This window comes from Lacticaseibacillus boliensis, from assembly GCF_054784775.1.
On the sequence record NZ_BAAIHN010000010.1, the window covers coordinates 1 to 21,734 of the forward strand.

Genomic DNA, 21,734 nt, shown 5'->3' on the forward strand with positions numbered 1-21,734 from the left:
AAATACAGTGTGGTGGCGATGGCGAGAAGGATACACCTGTTCCCATGCCGAACACAGAAGTTAAGCTTCTCTACGCCGAGAGTAGTTGGTGGGTGACTGCCTGCGAGGGTAGGAAGCCGCCACGCTGTTATATTATGGAGGATTAGCTCAGTTGGGAGAGCGTCTGCCTTACAAGCAGAGGGTCACAGGTTCGAGCCCTGTATCCTCCATTGGATCTTTGATCCTAAGTTGAGCCGTTAGCTCAGTTGGTAGAGCATCTGACTTTTAATCAGAGGGTCGACAGTTCGAGCCTGTCACGGCTCATTTTTCCATTAGTACTAAAAAAGATCTGCGGGTGTGGCGGAACTGGCAGACGCGCTAGATTTAGGTTCTAGTGGTTTTTACCGTGGGGGTTCGAGTCCCTTCACCCGCATCTTGCCGACTTAGCTCAGTTGGCAGAGCATCTGTCTTGTAAACAGAGGGTCGGAGGTTCGAATCCTCTAGTCGGCATTAATTAAATATTCATGCGGAAGTAGTTCAGTGGTAGAACATCACCTTGCCATGGTGGGGGTCGCGAGTTCGAATCTCGTCTTCCGCTTTTCATTTATGCCGGGATGGCGAAACTGGTAGACGCACAGGACTTAAAATCCTGCGGTTAGTGATAACCGTGTCGGTTCGAACCCGACTCTCGGCATGATGATATGCACCCATAGCGCAATTGGATAGAGTGTCTGACTACGAATCAGAAGGTTGTAGGTTCGACTCCTACTGGGTGCATCGTCCATGAGGACATAACCGAATATAATGCGGAAGTAGTTCAGTGGTAGAACATCACCTTGCCATGGTGGGGGTCGCGAGTTCGAATCTCGTCTTCCGCTTAATCGGGAAATAGCTCAGCTTGGTAGAGCGCTGCGTTCGGGACGCAGAGGTCGTGGGTTCGAATCCCGTTTTCCCGATATTGAAGTCATTGTCATCCGACAGTGGCTTTTTTATTTTTTTTGCGTATAATTAAAGTCAACATTAGTCAAAGTGAAAAAGGTGGGACGTGATGGCAAGCCAAAATGTAACGGATGTGATCGAGCGCTACCTTAAGGCGCTACTGGAAGCAGAAGAAGAAGTCGAGATCAGACGTGCCGCAGTCGCTGAACGCTTTGATTGTGTTCCGTCACAGATCAATTATGTGATCAAGACGCGCTTTACGCCTGAACGCGGCTATGTTGTTGAAAGCAAGCGTGGCGGTGGTGGGTATATTCGCATCGTCAAGGTGAAGATGCGTTCGGACTGTGACTTGGTGACTTGGATGATCGCCCAGATGCCGCATCGCGTACGCGAAGTCGACGCACGCTCAATGATTCGAAAGCTGTACACTGAAGGGCTGGTCGAACAACAAGCCGGTAATATGATGTTGAATGTGTTGAGCCACCAGACCCTCAATGTCGGTGATCGGGATACCGAGGAGCGATTGCGGGCGCGATTGTTGCTTGCATTCTTACAGAGTTTGCAGTATGAAAGATAGAATTGGTTACTGAGTTTACGCGCTATTCCTTTTTTAAGGGAAAAGGGATAGCGTGATGAAAAGAGGAATGTGCTTATGGACAATCTGTTTACGCCATCGGCGAAAAACGTATTGATGATCGCGCAGGAGCAGGCGAAGTATTTCCACCACCATGCTGTGGGGACCGAACATCTGTTGATGGCCTTGGTCATGGAACAAGATGGGATCGCTGGGAAGACATTGCGTCAGCTGTCTGTTTCCGAAGAAGACGTTCATGATGAAATCGAACGCTTCACCGGTTACGGCACGGTCGATACGAATGCGAAGAATGCGGACACTTATTTGCCGTACTCACCGAAAGGCAAAGAGATCTTAACTTTTGCCGGTGACGAGGCTAAGCGGCTCGGCGCGTTGAAGATCGGAACCGAACACATTCTGTTAGGCTTGTTGCGTGAAGATGACATCTTGGCGGCGCGGATTCTGCAAAACCTAGATCTCAGCCTATCTAAAACCCGGCAGATGGTGCTCAAGAAGATGGGAATCTCCGATGCAAGCGCGAAGCCGCGGGCGGCTGCACGGGCCAAGCAACGGCCGCAGTCACAAGGCACCCCAACTTTGGACAACTTGGCACGTGATCTGACCCAATTGGCACGTGAAAATAAGATGGATCCAGTGGTTGGTCGGGACAAGGAAGTCCGGCGCCTTGTGCAGATTCTTGCCCGGCGGACCAAGAACAATCCTGTTTTGATCGGTGAACCTGGGGTTGGTAAAACTGCCATCGCCGAAGGCTTTGCTGAGAAGATCGTGGCCGGTAGCGTGCCAGCAGATATGCGCCACAAGCGGCTGATGATGCTCGACATGGGATCACTGGTTGCCGGCACCAAGTATCGTGGTGAATTTGAGGACAGACTGAAGAAGATCATCGATGAGATCTATCAAGATGGCAACGTGATCTTGTTCATCGACGAATTGCACACCTTGATCGGCGCTGGTGGTGCTGAAGGGGCGATCGATGCCTCCAACATTTTGAAGCCTGCACTGGCTCGTGGCGAACTGCAAATGATTGGCGCCACGACGCTTGACGAATACCAAAAGTATATCGAAAAAGATGCCGCGCTCGAGCGGCGGTTTGCAACCATCACGATCGCTGAGCCTACCGAAGACGAAGCTGAACAGATCCTTCACGGCTTGCGTGGCCGCTATGAAGCGCATCACGGCGTTACGATCACCGATGATGCGTTGCATGAAGCCGTAGTCTTGTCTTCACGCTATATCACCACGCGTTTCTTACCAGACAAGGCAATCGACTTGATGGATGAGTCTGCCGCCAAGGTGCGTCTGGATGAAGCAGACAAGCCAACCAAGGCCGATAAGCTTGCAGAAAAGCTGGAAGACACCGTCAAGGAGAAGGAAGATGCAATCTTGCATCAAGACTTCGAAGCGGCAGCAGAGATTCGTGAGAAAGAACAAAAATTGCGGGATAAGGTCGACGCGATGCCAGACGATGCCGACGAAAACGGCGTGCGCAAAGATGTGCAGGTGACCGGCGAAGATGTCGCAGAGGTTGTCGCGCAATGGACCGGGGTCCCTGTCACACAGTTACAAAAGAAGGAATCCGAGCGCTTAGTTAACTTGGAGAAGGTCTTGCACGAACGGGTCGTCGGCCAAGACGAAGCCGTTAGTGCTGTGGCACGGGCTATCCGGCGGGCCCGGAGCGGCTTGAAAGATCCAACCCGGCCGATCGGTTCGTTCATGTTCCTTGGCCCTACCGGGGTCGGCAAGACCGAGCTAGCCAAGGCGCTGGCAGAGGCAATGTTTGGCAGTGAAGACGCGATGATTCGTGTCGATATGTCCGAATATATGGAGAAGATCTCGACGAGTCGGCTGATTGGGGCAGCGCCAGGCTATATTGGCTATGATGAAGGTGGCCAGTTGACCGAAAAAGTGCGCAACAAGCCATACTCTGTTGTGCTTCTGGATGAAGTGGAAAAAGCCCATCCAGATGTCTTCAATATTCTGTTGCAGGTCCTCGATGACGGTTACTTGACTGATGCCAAGGGCCGGCGGGTAGACTTCCGCAACACAATCGTCATCATGACGTCCAACATCGGGGCCACGGCCTTGCGCGATGACAAGAAGGTCGGTTTTGGGGCTAAGGCACCGGGCCAAGACTTCAAGGTCATGCAATCACGGATGCTTGAAGAACTCAAGCGGGCGTTCCGGCCAGAATTCCTCAACCGGATCGATGAGACGGTGGTCTTCCACTCATTAGGCAAGGAAGAGTTGCACGAAATCGTCAAGATCATGGCCAAGACGGTCTTGCACCGCTTGGCAGATCAAGACATTCGCGTCAAGATCACGCCAGCTGCAATCGATACGGTCGCCAAAGCCGGGTTCGATCCTGAATACGGCGCACGGCCGATCCGCCGGGCACTCCAGCGTGATGTTGAAGATCAGCTGTCTGAACTGTTATTAACAGGAGAGGCTAAGTCCGGTGATCTGATCACCATCGGCGCCAAGCAAGGCAAACTGACGTTCAAGGTGAAGCCTACCGAGGCGCCTAAAGAACCGGTAAAGGCATGAGTTTAGCGAAGATGAGTCGCGTTATGCGGCTCATCTTTTTGTGTGGCTAGCAGATCGGTGGCCGCTTGACTTTGATGCGATAAGCGTGTATTCTTAATGCAATTGCATTTCGGTGCGTACCACATGTGTTGGCGATCTATTGTCCGCTGACGCGCATATTGAACCCAAGGCGGTGGGAACTAGCCAGCTCCCATGCTTTTGGGTTTTTGTTTGCCCAAATGTGGTTCGTATCGGCTGATGTAACGTAAATTTAATCTTTTTTACATTAAATTTACTCAGATGACGACCGGAAAATCTAATGAGAGGTGAACAACTTGGCAGGACATTTAGTGAATTACGGTAAGCATCGAACACGCCGTTCCTATTCCCGCATCAAAGAAGTGCTCGATCTTCCTAACTTGATCGAGATTCAATCCAACTCATATCAATGGTTTTTAGACGAGGGCCTCAAGGAAATGTTCGACGACATCATGCCGATCGAAGACTTCCAAGGCAACTTGTCTTTGGAATACGTTGATTACCAACTCTTGGAACCGAAGTATACGGTTGAAGAGGCGCGCCAACACGACGCCAACTACTCAGCACCGTTGCATGTCACCTTACGCTTGACCAACCATGAAACTGGCGAAATCAAGTCGCAAGATGTCTTCTTCGGCGACTTCCCGTTGATGACTGATCAAGGGACATTCATTATTAACGGCGCAGAACGGGTTATCGTTTCACAGTTAGTTCGTTCTCCTGGTGTTTACTACAATTCAGATATTGATAAGAACTCTCGCGAGACTTGGGGAACGACCGTTATCCCTAACCGTGGGGCATGGTTGGAATACGAAACCGACGCTAAGGATATTTCCTATGTGCGGATCGATCGGACCCGTAAGATCCCGATGACCGAATTGGTTCGGGCGTTAGGGTTTGGCTCCGATTCCGACATCATCGAGATGTTTGGTGATTCCGATTCCTTGATGCTGACGCTTGAAAAAGATGTCCACAAGACGCCGGAGGATTCTCGTACCGACGAAGCCTTGAAGGACATCTATGAACGTCTACGTCCTGGTGAACCGAAGACGGCTGACTCGTCTCGGTCACTGTTGTATGCGCGTTTCTTCGATCCAAAGCGCTACGACCTGGCTAACGTTGGCCGCTACAAGGTCAACAAGAAGCTGAACCTGAAGACCCGCTTGCTGGGTCGCACCTTGGCTGAAACCCTCGCTGATCCGGAAACCGGTGAAGTGATCGTTGCCAAGGATACCAAGATCGACCGTCACGTGATGGACACCTTGGGCGAATACCTCGACAAGGATGACTTCAAGACCGTGACGTATCAACCAAGTGATCAAGGTGTCGTCACCGATCCGATGACGATCCAAGTGATCAAGGTCTATTCCGAAAACAACCCAGAAAAAGTTGTCAACATGATCGGCAACGGCCATATTGACAAGAAGGTCAAGCACCTGATTCCAGCCGACATCATCGCTTCGATGAACTACTTCTTGAACCTGCAAGAAGGCATCGGCTCTACCGATGATATCGACCATTTGGGCAATCGTCGGATCCGTTCTGTCGGTGAATTGTTGCAGAACCAATTCCGCATCGGGTTATCCCGGATGGAACGTGTGGTTCGTGAGCGGATGTCGATCCAAGACACCACCACGATCACACCCCAACAATTGATCAATATCCGGCCTGTGGTTGCTTCGATCAAGGAATTCTTTGGTAGTTCTCAGCTGTCTCAGTTCATGGACCAGACCAACCCGTTGGGCGAATTGACCCATAAGCGTCGTTTATCTGCCCTTGGCCCTGGTGGTTTGACGCGTGATCGTGCGGGTTATGAAGTCCGTGACGTTCACTACACCCATTATGGCCGGATGTGCCCGATCGAAACGCCTGAAGGGCCAAACATCGGGCTGATCAACAGTCTGGCTTCGTATGCGGTCGTGAACCCTTATGGCTTTATCGAAACGCCATACCGGCGTGTTTCATGGGAAGATCATAAAGTTACCGACAAGATCGACTACCTGACTGCCGATGAAGAAGATAACTACGTTGTGGCGCAGGCGAACACCAAGCTGAACGACGACGGTTCTTTTGCTGACGCGACGATCTTGGCGCGTTCTAAAGATGATAACATCGAAACCACCGCTGAACATGTCGATTACATGGACGTTTCGCCTAAGCAAGTTGTTGCCGTAGCGACGGCCTGCATTCCTTTCTTGGAAAACGATGACTCCAACCGTGCCTTGATGGGTGCGAACATGCAGCGTCAGGCGGTGCCGTTGGTCAATCCTCATGCCCCATTAGTGGGGACCGGGATGGAATACAAGGCAGCGCATGACTCTGGGATCGCGGTTCTGGCTAAGCATGCTGGGACAGTTGAATTCGTTGATGCCAAGGAGATCCGCATTCGTCGCCAAGATGGTGCGCTCGATAAGTATGCGTTGATGAAGTTCCGTCGGTCTAACGCCGGCAAGAACTACAACCAGCGTCCGATCGTTCGCTTGCATGATCACGTTGATGCAGACGAGATCATTGCTGACGGTCCAGCGATGGAAAATGGGGAACTTGCTTTAGGGCAAAACCCAATCATCGCCTTCATGACTTGGAACATGTACAACTACGAAGACGCGATCGTGCTGTCTGAAAAGCTGGTTCGTGAAGATGCGTATACTTCAATTCATATTGAAGAGTACGAATCTGAAGCGCGTGATACCAAGCTCGGCCCTGAAGAAATCACCCGTGAAATTCCTAACGTCGGTGAAGAAGCGCTCAAAGACCTCGATGAATTCGGGATCATCCGCATCGGTGCTGAAGTTCGTGATGGTGACATCTTAGTCGGTAAGGTGACGCCTAAAGGGGTGACCGAGCTGAGTGCTGAAGAACGGCTCTTACATGCTATCTTCGGTGAAAAGGCGCGTGAAGTCCGGGATACCTCGCTGAAGGTTCCTCATGGTGGCGGCGGCATCATCCAAGATGTCCGCATTTTCACCCGTGAAGCAGGCGACGAGTTGTCTCCTGGCGTTAACATGATGGTCCGGGTCTACATCACCCAGAAGCGTAAGATTCAAGTTGGTGATAAGATGGCCGGCCGTCACGGGAACAAAGGGACTGTCTCCATCGTTGTGCCTGAAGAAGACATGCCTTACTTGCCAGATGGGACGCCAGTCGACATTTTGCTGTCGCCAATGGGTGTGCCATCTCGTATGAACATTGGCCAGGTGCTTGAATTACACTTGGGCATGGCTGCTCGTAACTTGGGGATCCATGTGGCCACACCAGTCTTTGATGGGGCCAATGATGAAGATCTCTGGGCCACGGTCAAAGAAGGTGGCATGGCCAGCGATGGTAAGTCCATTCTTTATGACGGCCGTACTGGGGAACCGTTTGAAAATCGGGTGTCTGTCGGGGTCATGTACTACATGAAACTCGCGCACATGGTCGACGATAAGATCCATGCCCGTTCCATCGGCCCTTACTCGTTGGTTACGCAACAGCCACTGGGTGGTAAAGCTCAGTTTGGTGGCCAGCGTTTCGGGGAAATGGAAGTTTGGGCCTTGGAAGCTTATGGGGCCGCTTATACCCTCCAAGAAATTCTGACCTACAAGTCAGATGACGTGGTTGGCCGGGTCAAGACCTATGAAGCCATCGTCAAGGGCGAACCGATTCCAAAGCCTGGGGTACCAGAATCCTTCCGCGTGTTAGTCAAGGAATTGCAAGCCTTGGGTCTGGACATGAAGGTCTTGGATCAAGACAAGCAAGAAATTGAACTGCGCGACATGGATGACGAAGACGACGATGTTGTTTCCGTCGATGCCTTAGCGAAGTTTGCCAAGGAACAAGAAGAGAAAAAGGCTAAAGAAGCCGCTGCGCAAGCCGCCGCAGATCAATCTAGCGACGATAACAAATAGGAGGTTAGCCCTTTGATTGATGTCAACAAGTTTGAAAGTATGCAAATCGGCTTAGCCTCGCCGGACAAGATCCGTTCTTGGTCTTATGGGGAAGTCAAAAAACCCGAGACCATCAACTACCGGACCTTGAAGCCAGAGCGAGACGGGCTTTTCGATGAACGCATCTTCGGACCGACCAAAGACTGGGAATGTGCCTGTGGGAAGTACAAGCGGATTCGCTATAAGGGGATCGTCTGCGATCGCTGTGGCGTTGAAGTGACGCGTTCCAAGGTACGTCGCGAACGTATGGGACACATCGAATTGGCTGCCCCAGTAACGCATATTTGGTATTTCAAGGGTATCCCATCCCGCATGGGGTTGGTGCTCGACATGTCCCCACGTGCGCTTGAAGAAGTGATCTACTTCGCCAGCTACGTTGTGATCGATCCAGGCGATACCGCCTTGGAACGCAAGCAACTGCTGACCGAGCGGGAATATCGCGACAAGCGTGACGAATACGGCATGGGCTTCAACGCCAAGATGGGCGCGGAAGCGGTCAAGGAACTCTTGCGCCAAGTCGACTTGCCGCAAGAAGTTGCGGAACTCAAGGAAGATTTGAAGTCCGCCCAAGGCCAAAAGCGGACCCGTGCGATCCGTCGTTTGGACATCTTGGATGCCTTCTTGGAATCCGGTAACGATCCGGCTTGGATGGTCATGGATGCCATTCCTGTCATCCCGCCAGATCTGCGGCCAATGGTTCAGTTGGAAGGTGGCCGTTTTGCCACTTCCGACTTGAACGATCTGTACCGCCGGGTGATCAACCGTAACAACCGGCTCAAGCGCCTGCTCGACTTGAACGCGCCTAACATTATCGTGCAAAACGAAAAGCGGATGCTCCAAGAAGCCGTTGACGCTTTGATCGATAACGGCCGTCGTGGCCGTCCGGTCACTGGTCCGGGGAACCGGCCATTGAAGAGTCTGTCGCACATGCTGAAAGGTAAGCAAGGACGTTTCCGTCAGAACTTGCTGGGTAAGCGTGTTGACTACTCTGGTCGTTCCGTTATCGACGTTGGCCCAACATTGAAGTTCTATCAATGTGGGTTGCCTCGTCAGATGGCGTTGGAGCTGTTCAAGCCATTCGTGATGCGGGAATTAGTTGCCCGTGACATGGCAAGCAACATCAAGAACGCCCGTCGTAAGATCGATCGCGAAGACGATGACATCTGGGATGTCCTCGAAGACGTGATCAAGGAACGTCCGGTTCTGCTGAACCGCGCACCTACCTTGCATCGTCTGGGGATCCAGGCGTTTGAACCAGTCTTGGTCGATGGTAAAGCGATGCGTCTGCACCCAATCGTGTGTGAAGCCTATAACGCTGACTTCGACGGGGACCAGATGGCGATCCATGTGCCGTTATCTGATGAAGCTCAAGCTGAAGCACGTCTGCTGATGCTGGCGGCGCACCATATCTTGGCCCCTAAAGATGGTAAGCCTATCGTAACGCCTTCTCAGGATATCGTTTTGGGGAACTACTACCTGACGATGGAACAAAAAGGCCGCGAAGGCGAAGGCATGATCTTCAAAGATGCCAACGAAGTCTTGATGGCCTTGCAAAACGGTTACGTGCACTTGCACAGCCGAATCGGGTTGGCTGTCAACTCGATGCCTAACAAGCCGTTCAGCGATGACCAACGTAACAAGATCATGGTGACCAGCGTGGGTAAGGTGATCTTTAACGAGATCCTGCCACACGAATTGCCATTCTTGAACGAGCCGACACAAGACAACATCGTCAACGGCGTACCGGATAAGTACTTCATGGACGCTGGTGAAGATATCCATGCTTACCTTGCCGACGCACCGTTGATCCTGCCGTTCAAGAAGGGCTTCTTGTCTGATATCATTGCGGAAGTCTTCAAGACTTACAAGGTGCAGCGGACCTCTGATCTGCTGGATGACATGAAGACCTTGGGCTACACGCAGGCGACCAACTCCGGCTTGACCGTCGGGGTTGCCGACGTGCCGAACTTGCCAGAAAAAGGCGCCATCGTTGATGAGGCCCATAAGAAGGTCGCAACGGTTGCTAAGCAGTTCCGTCGTGGGCTGATTACCGACCAAGAACGCCATGATCGGACGATTTCGATTTGGAACGATGCCAAAGATGAGATTCAGCAACAGCTGATCAAGTCGTTTGACCCGAATAACCCAATCTCTATGATGAGTGATTCAGGGGCTCGTGGTAACATCTCAAACTTCACCCAGCTTGCCGGGATGCGTGGCTTAATGGCCGCTCCTAACGGTGGGATGATGGAAGTGCCAGTGCTGTCGAACTTCCGTGAAGGCCTGTCTGTTTTGGAAATGTTCATGTCTACTCACGGGGCTCGTAAAGGGATGACCGATACCGCCTTGAAGACCGCTGATTCGGGGTACTTGACCCGTCGTCTGGTTGATGTGGCGCAAGACGTCATCGTTCGTGAAGAAGACTGTGGCACCGATCGTGGGATCGTGGTTTCTGCAATCCGCGAAGGTAACGAAATGATCGAACCACTGTATGATCGGCTTGTTGGGCGTTTCACCCAGAAGTCTGTCTTGAACCCTGAGACGCATGAAGTGATCGTACCGAAGGACACCTTGATGGATGAAGACATGGCGCAAGCCATTGTTGACGCCGGTGTTCAAAGTGTCACCATTCGTTCTGTCTTCACTTGTGACACCCGTCATGGGGTTTGCCAGAAGTGCTACGGCCGTAACTTGGCGACCGGCGAACAGGTCGAAGTTGGTGAAGCTGTCGGGACCGTTGCTGCGCAGTCTATCGGCGAACCTGGTACCCAGCTGACCATGCGTAACTTCCATACCGGCGGTGTTGCCGGCGGCGATGATATTACGCAAGGGCTGCCTCGTGTTCAGGAAATCATGGAAGCTCGTAACCCTAAGGGCCCTGCAGTGATTTCTGAAGTTGACGGTTATGTGACCGCCATCGATGAAAACCCTGCAGAACACACCCGTGAGATCACCGTTGAAGGTAAGACTGACACGCGGACTTACTCTGTGCCTTATGCGTCTAGTGTTGCGGTTGCAGAAGGCGACCACGTTGATCGTGGCGGCCGTCTGACCGGCGGTTCGATCGACCCGAAGGCTTTGATCAAGATTCAAGATGCGCTGAGCACCGAGAATTATCAATTGTCTGAAATTCAGAAGGTTTACCGGATGCAGGGGATCGAAATTGCCGACAAGCATATCGAAGTGATGGTTCGTCAGCAGTTGCGTAAGATCCGGGTCATGGATCCAGGCGATACCGATATCTTGCCAGGGACGTTGCTTGATATCTCCGAGTTCAAGGACCGTAACAAGGAAACCTTGATCTCTGGCGGGGTTCCGGCAACGGGCCGGCCAGTGCTCCTTGGGATCACCAAGGCCAGTCTGGAAACCAACTCCTTCTTGTCTGCGGCTTCCTTCCAGGAAACCACACGTGTCCTCACCGATGCGTCGATTCGAGGCAAGGTCGATCCGTTGGTCGGCTTGAAGGAAAACGTCATTATCGGGAAGATCATCCCAGCTGGTACTGGGATGGCCACCTACCGCCATATGGAACCAAAAACCGTTGGCGCGGTATCCGAAAACGTTTATTCCATCTCCGACATCGAAAAGCAGATGAAGGCTTCGGATGCGCCTAAGCCAGAAGCATAATCAGATTGTAAAAAAGCCTTGAGACATTGTCTCAAGGCTTTTTTGCATCCATTCAGAGCAACAGCTGGACGACAACGGCGGAAAAGGCGAGGTGGGGGATCCAAGGCAGTTGGCGGCGTTGGGCCACCAAGGCGTGGACAATACCGGTACCACAAGCGCCAAGCAGCACCCACAGCAAACTAAGCAACGGGAAGATGCTGGCAAACACGCCGATCAGCCAGGCATCAGCGGTGCCAAGCCAACCGCAACGGGCCAACAGGCTGAATGCAAGCCACCACCCGAGTGGCGCCCACCAAGGCCAGCCGGTGCTCAGCTGGTAGCCGATGATTACCAGACACCAGCCGTCAAAAGGCAAGGCGGCTACGGATTGCTTGCGCCAGTCGCTAAGCGCCCAATACGCGAGGCCGAGATCAAACAGGATGAGCAACTGGAGTCACCTCGATTCTTGTCGTCAATAAATACGCAAATGACAAGATAAAAGCTTGACTTCAGTGTGGAATTCTTAGTATACTATCAAAGGTGCTTTTTTCCAGTTATTCGGGTTTCCTGAACGTGCGAACTGGTGAATCGCCGCTTCGCCGTCCAGTGGGCCATTTTTTTATGATTAAAAATGAACCGCCTGGATGTGTGGACTTGAAAAGTCAAACCAGAATCGAAAGGAGGAACCTTGTAATGCCTACCATTAATCAATTGGTGCGTCAAGGTCGCAAGTCTCATGTAACCAAGTCCAACTCTCCTGCGTTGAACTTCGGCTATAACAGCAAGAAGAAGTCTCTTACCAACACTCCAGCTCCGCAAAAACGTGGGGTGGCTACTCGTGTCGGCACCATGACACCAAAGAAGCCTAACTCTGCTTTGCGTAAGTATGCCCGTGTGCGTCTGTCCAACTTGATCGAAGTGACAGCCTATATCCCTGGTATCGGCCACAACCTGCAAGAACATAGTGTTGTGCTGATCCGTGGGGGCCGTGTGAAGGACTTGCCTGGGGTACGTTACCACATCATCCGTGGGACCCTCGATACAGCCGGTGTTGACGGCCGTATGCAGAGCCGTTCCAAGTACGGTGCTAAGCGCCCTAAGCAAAAGAAGTAATTCGTTGAGCATTCAGCTCACATTTTCTAAAATCCACGACTTTTAAGAGGAGGCAATCAGCATGCCACGTAGAGGTATTGTTTCAAAGCGTGACGTCTTACCTGATCCAGTTTACAATTCTAAGCTGGTTACCCGCCTGATCAACCATTTGATGATCGACGGTAAGCGCGGTAAGGCGCAAACGATTTTATATTCTGCATTTGATATCATTAAGAAGGAAACTGGCAACGAACCTGTCGACGTCTTCGAAGAAGCAATGAAGAACGTTATGCCAGTGCTTGAAGTTAAGGCTCGCCGTATCGGTGGTTCTAACTATCAAGTGCCAATCGAAGTTCGTCCTGAACGGCGGACAACGCTTGGCCTTCGCTGGCTCACCCAATACTCCCGTGCTCGCGGTGAACACACCATGGACGAACGCCTTGCGCGCGAAATCATGGATGCGGCTAACAACACCGGTGCGGCTGTTAAGAAGCGTGAAGACACCCATAAGATGGCAGACGCTAACCGCGCCTTTGCACATTATCGTTGGTAAGACAGTTTGGCTATTATATCCGCTTTTTGGCATATAGTAGCCAATTGTTTTATCCCCAGAGTGGTGCCAGGCGCATTGCTGGCGGCATCTAAGCTGTTTGAACTGCACGGCGGTAGCACCGCGTGTGCTTCAAACTCAGGTGTCACCAATGTCTGGTATTGCTCGATGACATTTAACCAAAATTTGAGAGGAGAACTATTTTCACATGGCCAACAAGCGTGAATTTCCGTTAGACCGGACCCGTAACATCGGGATCATGGCCCACATCGATGCTGGTAAGACCACGACGACCGAACGTATCTTGTATTACACCGGTAAGATCCATAAGATCGGTGAAACTCATGATGGCGCGTCGCAGATGGACTGGATGGCGCAGGAACAAGAACGTGGGATCACGATCACGTCTGCTGCGACGACCGCCTTCTGGAAGGATCACCGTGTCAACATCATCGATACCCCAGGACACGTTGACTTCACGATCGAAGTTGAACGTTCCTTGCGTGTCCTTGATGGTGCCGTGACCGTCTTAGACGCTCAGGCTGGGGTTGAACCTCAGACTGAAAACGTTTGGCGTCAGGCTTCCACGTACTCCGTTCCGCGGATCGTGTTCGTCAACAAGATGGACAAGATCGGCGCCAACTTCAAGTACTCCGTTGAGACGTTGCATGACCGTTTGGGCGCTAACGCCCACGCAATGCAGCTGCCGATCGGTGCCGAAGACAACTTCGAAGGCATCATCGACTTGATCGAAATGAAGGCTGATTTGTACGACGAAGACGCTTTGGGTTCCGAATGGGATGTCGTTGATATTCCTGACGAATACAAAGAAGAAGCCGAACAAGCCCATGCTGACTTGATCGAAGCGGTTGCCGATGTCGATGACGAGATCATGGACAAGTATCTTGAAGGCGAAGAAATCACCAAGGAAGAACTCAAGGCTGCTATCCGTAAAGCAACCTTGGCATTGGAATTCTTCCCAGTGTTCGCGGGCTCTGCCTTCAAGAACAAGGGTGTCCAGATGATGCTTGATGGCGTTGTTGATTACCTCCCATCCCCACTGGATGTGAAGCCATACAACGCGACCGATCCTGATACCGACGAAGCGGTTGAATTGACTGCCGGCGACGACAAGCCATTCGCTGCTTTGGCCTTCAAGATCGCAACGGATCCGTTCGTTGGTCGTTTGACCTTCATCCGTGTCTACACCGGGACGCTTGAAGCTGGTTCTTACGTGCTCAACGCCTCCAAGGGCAACCGTGAACGTGTTGGTCGTTTGCTGCAAATGCATTCTAACCACCGTGAAGAAATCCCAGAAGTCTTTTCCGGTGATATCGCGGCTGCAATCGGCTTGAAGAACACCACCACTGGTGATTCTTTGACCGACGTTGACCACCCATTGATCCTCGAATCTCTGGAAATTCCTGATCCAGTTATCCAGGTTTCTATCGAACCTGATTCTAAGGAAGACCGTGACAAGCTTGATGTTGCGATCCAGAAGCTTTCTGAAGAAGACCCGACGTTCCAAGCTGAAACCAACCCTGAAACTGGCGAAACACTGATCGCCGGCATGGGCGAATTGCACTTGGACATCATGGTTGACCGGATGAAGCGTGAATTCAAGGTCGGCGCCAAGGTTGGTGCCCCTCAAGTTGCCTATCGTGAAACCTTCACCAAGCAAGCTAGCGCTCAAGGTAAGTTTGTTCGACAGTCTGGTGGTAAAGGTCAATATGGTGATGTTTGGGTTGAATTCACCCCTAACGAAGAAGGTAAAGGCTTCGAATTCGAAGACGCTATCGTCGGTGGGGTCGTTCCTCGTGAATACATCCCGTCAGTTGAACAAGGCTTGAAGGAAGCAATGGCTAACGGCGTTCTCGCCGGTTACCCATTGATCGACGTTAAGGCTAAGCTCTATGATGGGTCTTATCATGAAGTCGATTCTTCTGAAGCAGCCTTCAAGGTTGCGGCTTCCATGGCGTTGAAGAACGCTGCAAGCAAGGCCGGTGCGGTTATTCTCGAACCGATCATGCACGTTGAAGTCGTTGTCCCAGAAGACTACCTTGGCGATGTTATGGGCCAGATCACCGCTCGTCGCGGCCGTGTCGAAGGCATGGAAGCACGTGGTAACGCCCAAGTCATCAACTCCATGGTACCGCTGGCTGAAATGTTCGGTTACGCAACGACCTTGCGTTCCGCAACTCAAGGCCGTGGGACCTTCACGATGACCTTCGATCACTACGAACCAACCCCGAAGTCCATCCAAGAAGAAATCATCAAGAAGAACGGCGGCAACTAGTCGTTTTCCGCGAAAACCCCAGACGCTTTTGTGTCTGGGGTTTTTGTTTGGCGTTTTTTCCGCCGTAAGTTGCAGGTCAAGCCGGCCGCCTCGTGGTACACTGACAGTAACTTGAATACGGAGGCAATCTTATGGGACAAAAAACGATCCTGATCACTGGCGCGTCGAGTGGCATGGGCAAAGCGGCAACGACGCTGTTTGCGGCCAACGGTTGGCAGGTGTTTGCCGGCGCGCGGCGGGAGCATCTGATTCCTGAAGGGGACAACATTCACCCGTTGCATCTGGACGTGACCGATCACGCCAGCAATTCACACTTTGTTGCTGCGGCGTTGACCCAACAGTCGCGCCTGGATGTGTTGTTGAACAACGCCGGCTACGGTGAGTTCGGGCCGTTGGAAGAAGTCCCGCTGGCCAATGCCCGCAAGCAGCTGGAAACCAATTTGTTAGGGGCGGCGGACTTGACGCAGCTGGTGTTGCCGTTGATGCGGCGGCAAGGGTATGGCCGCATCATCAACAATTCTTCGATTGGCGGGGACATGTACTCGCCGCTAGGAGGCTGGTATTACGTCTCCAAGCACGCGTTGAACGTGTGGTCAGACACCTTGGATTCAGAGATCCGCCAGTTTGGGTTGCGGTCGGTGGTGATCGAACCCGGCGGCACCGCGTCAAACTGGGAAGCCATCGCGATGCAAAACGCCCATGACAATCTGGCCTCAGATTCCCCGTATCAGCGCCTGACTGCCGGGTTCACCGGACTGTTCGACCGGTTCGTCGGGGTGTCGAGTGCCACCTCTGAAGATCTGGCCCAGGTGTTTTACCAAGCGGCGGTCGCCAAACACCCGAAGCGGCGGTATTATAACGCCCCAGCAGACCAGCTCATCGCGCGCTTGGCGCGGGTCCATCCCGCAGTTTTCCGCCACGCCATGAATCTGGCAACGTCTTTGGCATTAAAAATGGCCAAACCCCATTAACGACAAACAACGCCACTACCGATAATAGGTAGTGGCGTTGTTTTTAGCTGAGCTGCTTTTGGGAGAAAAAACTCAGATTAGTTGACGGCGTTGACGGTGCTGCGGCCGCGGACCTTGTAAACGACCAGGCCGATGACCAAACCGACAACGGCAGGAACGACCCAGGCCATGCCAAGCGTGGCGAATGGGAAGACGCTGTGCTCGAAGTTAGTCATGGCAACCCCGAAAGCGGATTGGGAAACGACTGGTGGGAAGGCGGCGATCATATCGAAGAAGGCCGGAACAGCGGTAAAGGCGACGGTGAAGGCGTAGACAGTTTTATCGTGGTTGAACCACTTGCCGGTGACACTTAAGAGGATCAAGACCATCGCGAATGGGTACAAGAACATCAGCATTGGCGTGGACCAAGAGATGATGGTAGCCAAGCCGAAGTTAGCGGTCAAGAAGCTGGCAAAGCTCATTAAGCCGAGCCATTGGACGTAGCTCAAAACCGGGAAGTGCTTGTGGAAGTCTTGGGCGAAAGCGGCGACCAAACCAACGGCGGTGGTCAAGCAGGTAACGGTCAATAGCGTTGCCAGCAGTGCGTGGCCGGCGGTGCCGAAGTAATAAGTCACGACTTGGTTGAAGGCAGTGCCGCCTTCAGCGGAAACTTTGAAGTTAGCTAAGGACTTAGCGCCTAAAACGATCAAGAACAGGTAAACGACACCGATCATGCTGGTGGCTAAGACACCGGCTTTGGCGGTGACTTTAGAGATAGAGCTTTGACGCTTGAGACCTAAGCCGCGAACGGCGGTGACCACGGTGACCCCGAAGGCCAAGCCGGCCAGCGCGTCCATCGTGTTGTAACCTTGTAAGAAACCATTGAAGAAGCTGCCGCCTAAAGCGGTGTAGCCGGCGGTGTTGGCTTGTGCAGAGGCACTACCCATGGAATGGGTGAAGCCGAAGAAAAAGACGAAGAATAAGAGCACTAAGAAAACAGGGTTTAACGCTTTACCGATGGCGCTGGTGATGCGTTGTTCCTTATAGGATAGAAGAAAAGCCGCTAAGAAGAAGACTGCAGAGAATACCAACAACCCGACGGACTGCATCGATTTTGGCAACATCGGTGCGACCCCGGTTGTGAATGAAACCGTTGCGGTACGCGGGGTGCCGAACAGCGGGCCGATGGTCAAATGGATCAAGACCATGAACAAAACGGCGAACCAGGCACCTAAAGGTTTACCGATATCGTAGACCCCTTCAGCGTGCATCGCGGCGACGGCGAGGACAGACAGCAGCGGTAAAACGACGGCGGTGACCAAAAAGCCTATGGTCGCAGGCACCCAGTTGCTGCCGGCCAGCTGGCCTAGATGTAGCGGGAAGATCAGGTTCCCGGCACCGAAGAATAACCCAAACAACATTGACGCAACGACTAAGTAGTCGCGTTTGGTTAATTTCTTTTCAACAAGTTTTTCCATAATTCAGTTCCTCCAGGATTGTTATCATGTCTAATCGGGCTAATATGACTAATACCACTGTCCATGAACATCATCTCCTTTGGCAACGAGAACAAAAAAACGACACCCTTAGATTTAACTAAGGGTGCCGTAGCACGATACCACCTTAACATGCCATCTGTGTCACCACAAATAGCCTCACGACGTACGGTCTCAAAGAGACGATACGCGAACACGATAATGGGTGTTCCACCATGACACGTTACTAGGTTTCGGTGTCCTGCTTGAAAGGGATATTCATCGATTGCCGGCTTGCTTCCTTGCACCTAACGAAGCTCGCTTAAAGCTGACGATCGACTACTGGTCTTTCTCGATGCATTTACGTCTTGTTGTAAATGAGTATAGCATGAGAAAATTAATTGTCAACCATAAAAACTCGATGAGTATAAAAATCACTGGCGTTATGCGTGCATTTGAAGCGCGCGGCCTGCTACGCTTAGGATAAGGCAGGTGATACACGGGTCTGATACATGTATCATTGAGTCACTAGCCGCGGTGATGATATAACTAAACATGTAAGCGGAATCAGAATAAAGGGGGAAACGTTTATGCAAAGCTTTATCGCGTTTATGGAAAAACACTTCCTGCCGATCGCAGCCAAAATTGGTAATCAACGCCATTTGATCGCGATCCGGGATGCGTTTGCCTACACGATGCCACTCATGATCTTAGGGGCGTTCGCGACCTTGATCAACAACTTGCCGATCCCAGGTTATATCGACTTAATGAACGGGATCTTCAGCGAGAAGATGAAGGACGGGACATTCATTTGGACCAAGCTCGGGGGGAACTTGTGGAGTGGTACCTATGCTGTGCTCGGGGTCATGATCGCCTTTTTGGTGGCCTACAACCTGGCACAGTCGTATAAATCAGCACCTGTCGCCGCAGGGATCGTTTCATTAGGGTCGTTCTTTGCGGTTGGTGGGGCTTCTGGGATGGATTCCACCGGATTATTCATTGCTTTGATCGTAGCCATTATTTCCGTTGAGATCTTCCGGCGCCTTGAATCTAACCCGCACCTTGTAATCAAGATGCCTGATTCAGTGCCACCTGCAGTGGCGACATCGTTTGCGGCCTTGCTGCCAGCGATGATTACCATGTTGTTTTTCGGATTTATCACCACGCTGTTCAATGCCGCACACGTTGAAAACTTGGTATTGTCATTCTACAAGGCGGTCCAACAACCATTCATGGGGATGGCCAACTCGTATCCAACCGCGCTGTTGATCGCGTTCATCACCCCATTCCTGTGGTTCTTCGGGTTGCACGGGGCTAACATGATCGATCCCTTTATGCAGACGATCAATGCGCCTGCCATCACCGCCAACTTATCTGCGTTGAAGGCCGGCAAGGCGATCCCTTACGTCGTGAACAAGCCGCTGTTTGATTCCTTCGTGAACATGGGTGGTACCGGGGTGACGATCTCCTTGATCATCGCGATCTGGCTCTTCGCTCGCAAGAACAAGGCCTATAACATGGTGGCTTCCATGTCGTTTGCGCCAGGGCTGTTCAATATCAACGAGCCATTGACCTTCGGCTTGCCGATCGTGTTGAACCCAATTCTGTTCGTGCCGTATATCTTGGCCCCGATGGTCTGCATCACGATTGCATACTTTGCCACGACGACCGGGTTCATGCCGGCATGTACCGTCATGGCGCCTTGGGTCACACCACCGATCATTGGTGGGGTCATTGCCACAGCTAGCTGGCAAGGTGGGGTCATCGCCGCCATCAACATTGTCGTTGCAACTATCATCTATGCGCCGTTTGTCGTCATGGCAACGGCCATGCAAAACAAAAAAGATGCCCAAGCCGCGTTGGATGCAGCCAAGGCATAAGTTATCTGCACGAAGCCTCCGAGTGATCGGAGGCTTTTTTGGTTGCGTTGGCTGGCGCGTGTTAAGGGGGTCAACAAGTTGTGGGAACAAATAAACACAAATGATACACGTTGTCACATTCATGGTATTTATGACATTGCAATCGCTTTTGTGACATCGTATGGTATGATGTAAGGGTGGTTGAATGCGTTACCGATTACCTAAACAGCGCTGGTGCTGCACGATAAATATATTTATAGGGACAAATCTGATTTGTCCAGAAGTGATACAAGTGGTTTTAACCGAGGAGAAAACGATGCTTTTTTTGAATTACACCCCTGAGTTGACTGAAACCGATATGACGATCTATCGCGAGATCGTCAAAGACATGGACGCCGTCGTTTACATGCGGATCCGCGACTTGGCGGAAGCCACCTATTGCAGCACCGCCAGCATCCAGCGCTTTTGTCAGAAGTTTGACTGCTCTGGCTGGGCGGAGTTCAAAACCAAGTTGCGGATGTATAATGCACAGCGTAATCACCGCGGCCAACTACCCAACGATATCGACGGTGGGGAGATCACGCGCTCAATTGCGGCCTGCGAAGACGGCCAGTATCAACAGGCGATGGACCGCGCGGCACATCTGTTATATGAGCACGCGCAGGTCGTTTGGATCGGGTTTGGCACGTCGAAGTTGATTGCAGACTATGGGGCGGTGACCTATTCCAACAGCGTCAACATGGCCTTTGCCATCACCGAACCCAGTGCGCATCCGCAGATCGACTATCCCGAAGCAGTGTATAACGCCATGTGCGTGGTGATCTGTTCGGTTTCCGGAGAGAACCGCGTGGCCATCGGGTATATGAACGAACTGATGAAACACGGCGTGCCGATCATCGCGATCACCAACTCGTCGAATTCGACGATCGCGCGTTTGGCAACTGTGGCGCTGGCGTATTATGTGACGACGCAAGATCTCGATGGCGCCAACCTGACGAGCCAGACCCCGGCCATTTATATCATCGAAAAGATCACGCGCCGTGCGATGATGCTTGCCCGGCCGGATAACGTGCGGCAGCTGGAAGACAATCTTAACTAAGCATGCTTGAACCGGTCAGCGGCACGCGCTAGAATTAATCGTAGTCACTTTTGGACAAAATGGAGGGCAAGTATGCCGACACAAGATGAGCTCAAGCAACAAGCAGCCCAACAGGCTGCAGAAATGGTGCAACCGGGGATGGCGCTGGGCGTCGGAACCGGTTCAACCGTCGCCTTTTTCATCGATGCGCTAGGGGCACGCAACCGGCAGACGCCGTTGCATCTCAAGGCAATCGTGACGACGTCTAACCGGTCTCAAAAACAGCTTGAGGCCAATGGTTTTACGGTCAATGAGTTGGCTGACGTGGACCAGTTGGATCTGACGGTCGACGGGGCAGATCGCGTCGATGCTGATCTCAACGGGATCAAAGGCGGCGGCGCGGCACATACACTGGAGAAAAACGTTGCGGTCAATTCCAAGCGCAACGTGTGGATCGTCGACGAATCCAAGGTCGTCCAGCGCCTGTCTGGGTTTCCGCTACCTGTCGAGGTGTTGCCGGTGTCTGCCAAACAAAACTTTAAGAAGTTTGAGCAGGCGGGTTTGCAGCCGGCTTACCGCGTGAATCCGGATGGCAGTCGCCTGAAGACCCATTATGGCAACTGGATCATTGATCTGCATGTTGATCCGCTACCGGTTCCTGCCGGTTTAGCGGCGTATCTTGACGCCACTGTTGGGGTGGTGGAACACGGCTTGTTTTTGAATATCGCCGATGACGTGTTGATCGCTAAGGCGGCCGGCACCATTGAGCACCGTGTCAGATAATCTCTATAAAATTAAAAGCGTGTCGTGACAATCTCATCAAGATT

Annotated in this window: 13 protein-coding genes, 9 tRNA genes and 1 rRNA gene; 21 read left to right on the plus strand and 2 right to left on the minus strand. The window is 52.1% G+C overall.

Annotated elements, in window-relative coordinates; translation table 11 throughout:
* Window positions 1–8: 8 nt before the first annotated feature.
* From rrf to rpoC, 14 genes are all read left to right on the plus strand, one after another.
* A 5S ribosomal RNA gene (gene rrf, locus ACYVRB_RS05950) occupies window positions 9–125 on the plus strand.
* Between the two features lie 11 nt (window positions 126–136).
* A tRNA-Val gene (locus ACYVRB_RS05955) sits at window positions 137–209 on the plus strand.
* Between the two features lie 21 nt (window positions 210–230).
* A tRNA-Lys gene (locus ACYVRB_RS05960) sits at window positions 231–303 on the plus strand.
* Between the two features lie 27 nt (window positions 304–330).
* Window positions 331–412, plus strand: a tRNA-Leu gene (locus tag ACYVRB_RS05965).
* A 4-nt stretch (window positions 413–416) separates the two neighbouring features.
* A tRNA-Thr gene (locus tag ACYVRB_RS05970) sits at window positions 417–489 on the plus strand.
* Between the two features lie 16 nt (window positions 490–505).
* A tRNA-Gly gene (locus ACYVRB_RS05975) sits at window positions 506–577 on the plus strand.
* A gap of 10 nt (window positions 578–587) precedes the next feature.
* Window positions 588–673: transfer RNA gene (locus ACYVRB_RS05980), tRNA-Leu, on the plus strand.
* Window positions 674–682: 9 nt separating this feature from the next.
* Window positions 683–756 (plus strand) — tRNA-Arg (locus ACYVRB_RS05985).
* Between the two features lie 29 nt (window positions 757–785).
* Window positions 786–857 (plus strand) — tRNA-Gly (locus tag ACYVRB_RS05990).
* Window positions 858–861: 4 nt separating this feature from the next.
* Window positions 862–935: transfer RNA gene (locus ACYVRB_RS05995), tRNA-Pro, on the plus strand.
* Between the two features lie 92 nt (window positions 936–1,027).
* Window positions 1,028–1,495, plus strand: coding sequence for a CtsR family transcriptional regulator (locus ACYVRB_RS06000; RefSeq protein ID WP_461214190.1), 468 nt, complete (start codon window positions 1,028–1,030; stop codon window positions 1,493–1,495).
* A 75-nt stretch (window positions 1,496–1,570) separates the two neighbouring features.
* Window positions 1,571–4,057: an ATP-dependent Clp protease ATP-binding subunit gene (locus tag ACYVRB_RS06005; protein WP_461214191.1), complete on the plus strand. Its 2,487-nt coding sequence runs from the start codon at window positions 1,571–1,573 to the stop codon at window positions 4,055–4,057.
* 314 nt (window positions 4,058–4,371) lie between these two features.
* A complete protein-coding gene (gene rpoB / locus ACYVRB_RS06010; RefSeq protein ID WP_461214193.1) occupies window positions 4,372–7,962 on the plus strand; it encodes a DNA-directed RNA polymerase subunit beta in 3,591 nt (1,196 codons plus the stop codon).
* A gap of 12 nt (window positions 7,963–7,974) precedes the next feature.
* Entirely contained in the window at window positions 7,975–11,628 is a 3,654-nt protein-coding gene (rpoC, locus tag ACYVRB_RS06015) for a DNA-directed RNA polymerase subunit beta' (RefSeq protein WP_461214194.1), read from the plus strand.
* A 52-nt stretch (window positions 11,629–11,680) separates the two neighbouring features.
* Here the strand turns inward: rpoC and ACYVRB_RS06020 are convergent, their stop codons facing one another.
* Window positions 11,681–12,055, minus strand: coding sequence for a hypothetical protein (locus ACYVRB_RS06020; protein ID WP_461214195.1), 375 nt, complete (start codon window positions 12,053–12,055; stop codon window positions 11,681–11,683).
* 245 nt (window positions 12,056–12,300) lie between these two features.
* Between ACYVRB_RS06020 and rpsL the strand changes: the two genes are divergently transcribed.
* The 4 genes from rpsL to ACYVRB_RS06040 all read left to right on the plus strand — a co-directional run bounded on the left by rpsL (window position 12,301) and on the right by ACYVRB_RS06040 (window position 16,516).
* Window positions 12,301–12,720 (plus strand): 30S ribosomal protein S12, encoded by a 420-nt coding sequence (gene rpsL, locus ACYVRB_RS06025; RefSeq protein WP_461214196.1) that lies wholly within the window; start codon window positions 12,301–12,303, stop codon window positions 12,718–12,720.
* 61 nt (window positions 12,721–12,781) lie between these two features.
* Window positions 12,782–13,252 carry a 30S ribosomal protein S7 gene (gene rpsG, locus ACYVRB_RS06030; RefSeq protein WP_461214197.1) on the plus strand — a complete coding sequence of 157 codons (471 nt, stop codon included), beginning with the start codon at window positions 12,782–12,784 and terminating at the stop codon, window positions 13,250–13,252.
* Window positions 13,253–13,457: 205 nt separating this feature from the next.
* A complete protein-coding gene (gene fusA / locus ACYVRB_RS06035) occupies window positions 13,458–15,545 on the plus strand; it encodes an elongation factor G (RefSeq protein ID WP_461214198.1) in 2,088 nt (695 codons plus the stop codon).
* A gap of 131 nt (window positions 15,546–15,676) precedes the next feature.
* Window positions 15,677–16,516, plus strand: a complete 840-nt coding sequence (locus ACYVRB_RS06040; RefSeq protein WP_461214199.1) for an SDR family NAD(P)-dependent oxidoreductase — start codon at window positions 15,677–15,679, stop codon at window positions 16,514–16,516.
* 77 nt (window positions 16,517–16,593) lie between these two features.
* On the opposite strand, the gene brnQ is transcribed toward ACYVRB_RS06040, so the two are convergent.
* Window positions 16,594–17,973, minus strand: coding sequence for a branched-chain amino acid transport system II carrier protein (gene brnQ / locus ACYVRB_RS06045; RefSeq protein ID WP_461214200.1), 1,380 nt, complete (start codon window positions 17,971–17,973; stop codon window positions 16,594–16,596).
* Between the two features lie 587 nt (window positions 17,974–18,560).
* Here brnQ and ACYVRB_RS06050 point away from each other — a divergent pair.
* The 3 genes from ACYVRB_RS06050 to rpiA all read left to right on the plus strand — a co-directional run bounded on the left by ACYVRB_RS06050 (window position 18,561) and on the right by rpiA (window position 21,690).
* Complete coding sequence (locus ACYVRB_RS06050; protein WP_461214201.1) at window positions 18,561–19,850, plus strand: PTS sugar transporter subunit IIC; 1,290 nt, start codon at window positions 18,561–18,563, stop codon at window positions 19,848–19,850.
* Window positions 19,851–20,145: 295 nt separating this feature from the next.
* Window positions 20,146–20,928: a MurR/RpiR family transcriptional regulator gene (locus ACYVRB_RS06055; protein ID WP_461214202.1), complete on the plus strand. Its 783-nt coding sequence runs from the start codon at window positions 20,146–20,148 to the stop codon at window positions 20,926–20,928.
* Window positions 20,929–21,000: 72 nt separating this feature from the next.
* Window positions 21,001–21,690: a ribose-5-phosphate isomerase RpiA gene (gene rpiA, locus ACYVRB_RS06060; RefSeq protein WP_461214203.1), complete on the plus strand. Its 690-nt coding sequence runs from the start codon at window positions 21,001–21,003 to the stop codon at window positions 21,688–21,690.
* Window positions 21,691–21,734: the final 44 nt, after the last annotated feature.

What these genes read in the sequence shown, in the direction of transcription:
- ACYVRB_RS06000 (WP_461214190.1), top strand. Translation starts at nt 1,028, where the DNA reads ATGGCAAGCCAAAATGTAACGGATGTGATCGAGCGCTACCTTAAGGCG.
- ACYVRB_RS06005 (WP_461214191.1), top strand. Translation starts at nt 1,571, where the DNA reads ATGGACAATCTGTTTACGCCATCGGCGAAAAACGTATTGATGATCGCG.
- rpsL (WP_461214196.1), top strand. Translation starts at nt 12,301, where the DNA reads ATGCCTACCATTAATCAATTGGTGCGTCAAGGTCGCAAGTCTCATGTA.
- rpsG (WP_461214197.1), top strand. Translation starts at nt 12,782, where the DNA reads ATGCCACGTAGAGGTATTGTTTCAAAGCGTGACGTCTTACCTGATCCA.
- fusA (WP_461214198.1), top strand. Translation starts at nt 13,458, where the DNA reads ATGGCCAACAAGCGTGAATTTCCGTTAGACCGGACCCGTAACATCGGG.
- ACYVRB_RS06040 (WP_461214199.1), top strand. Translation starts at nt 15,677, where the DNA reads ATGGGACAAAAAACGATCCTGATCACTGGCGCGTCGAGTGGCATGGGC.
- brnQ (WP_461214200.1), bottom strand. Translation starts at nt 17,973, where the DNA reads ATGGAAAAACTTGTTGAAAAGAAATTAACCAAACGCGACTACTTAGTC.
- ACYVRB_RS06050 (WP_461214201.1), top strand. Translation starts at nt 18,561, where the DNA reads ATGCAAAGCTTTATCGCGTTTATGGAAAAACACTTCCTGCCGATCGCA.
- ACYVRB_RS06055 (WP_461214202.1), top strand. Translation starts at nt 20,146, where the DNA reads ATGCTTTTTTTGAATTACACCCCTGAGTTGACTGAAACCGATATGACG.
- rpiA (WP_461214203.1), top strand. Translation starts at nt 21,001, where the DNA reads ATGCCGACACAAGATGAGCTCAAGCAACAAGCAGCCCAACAGGCTGCA.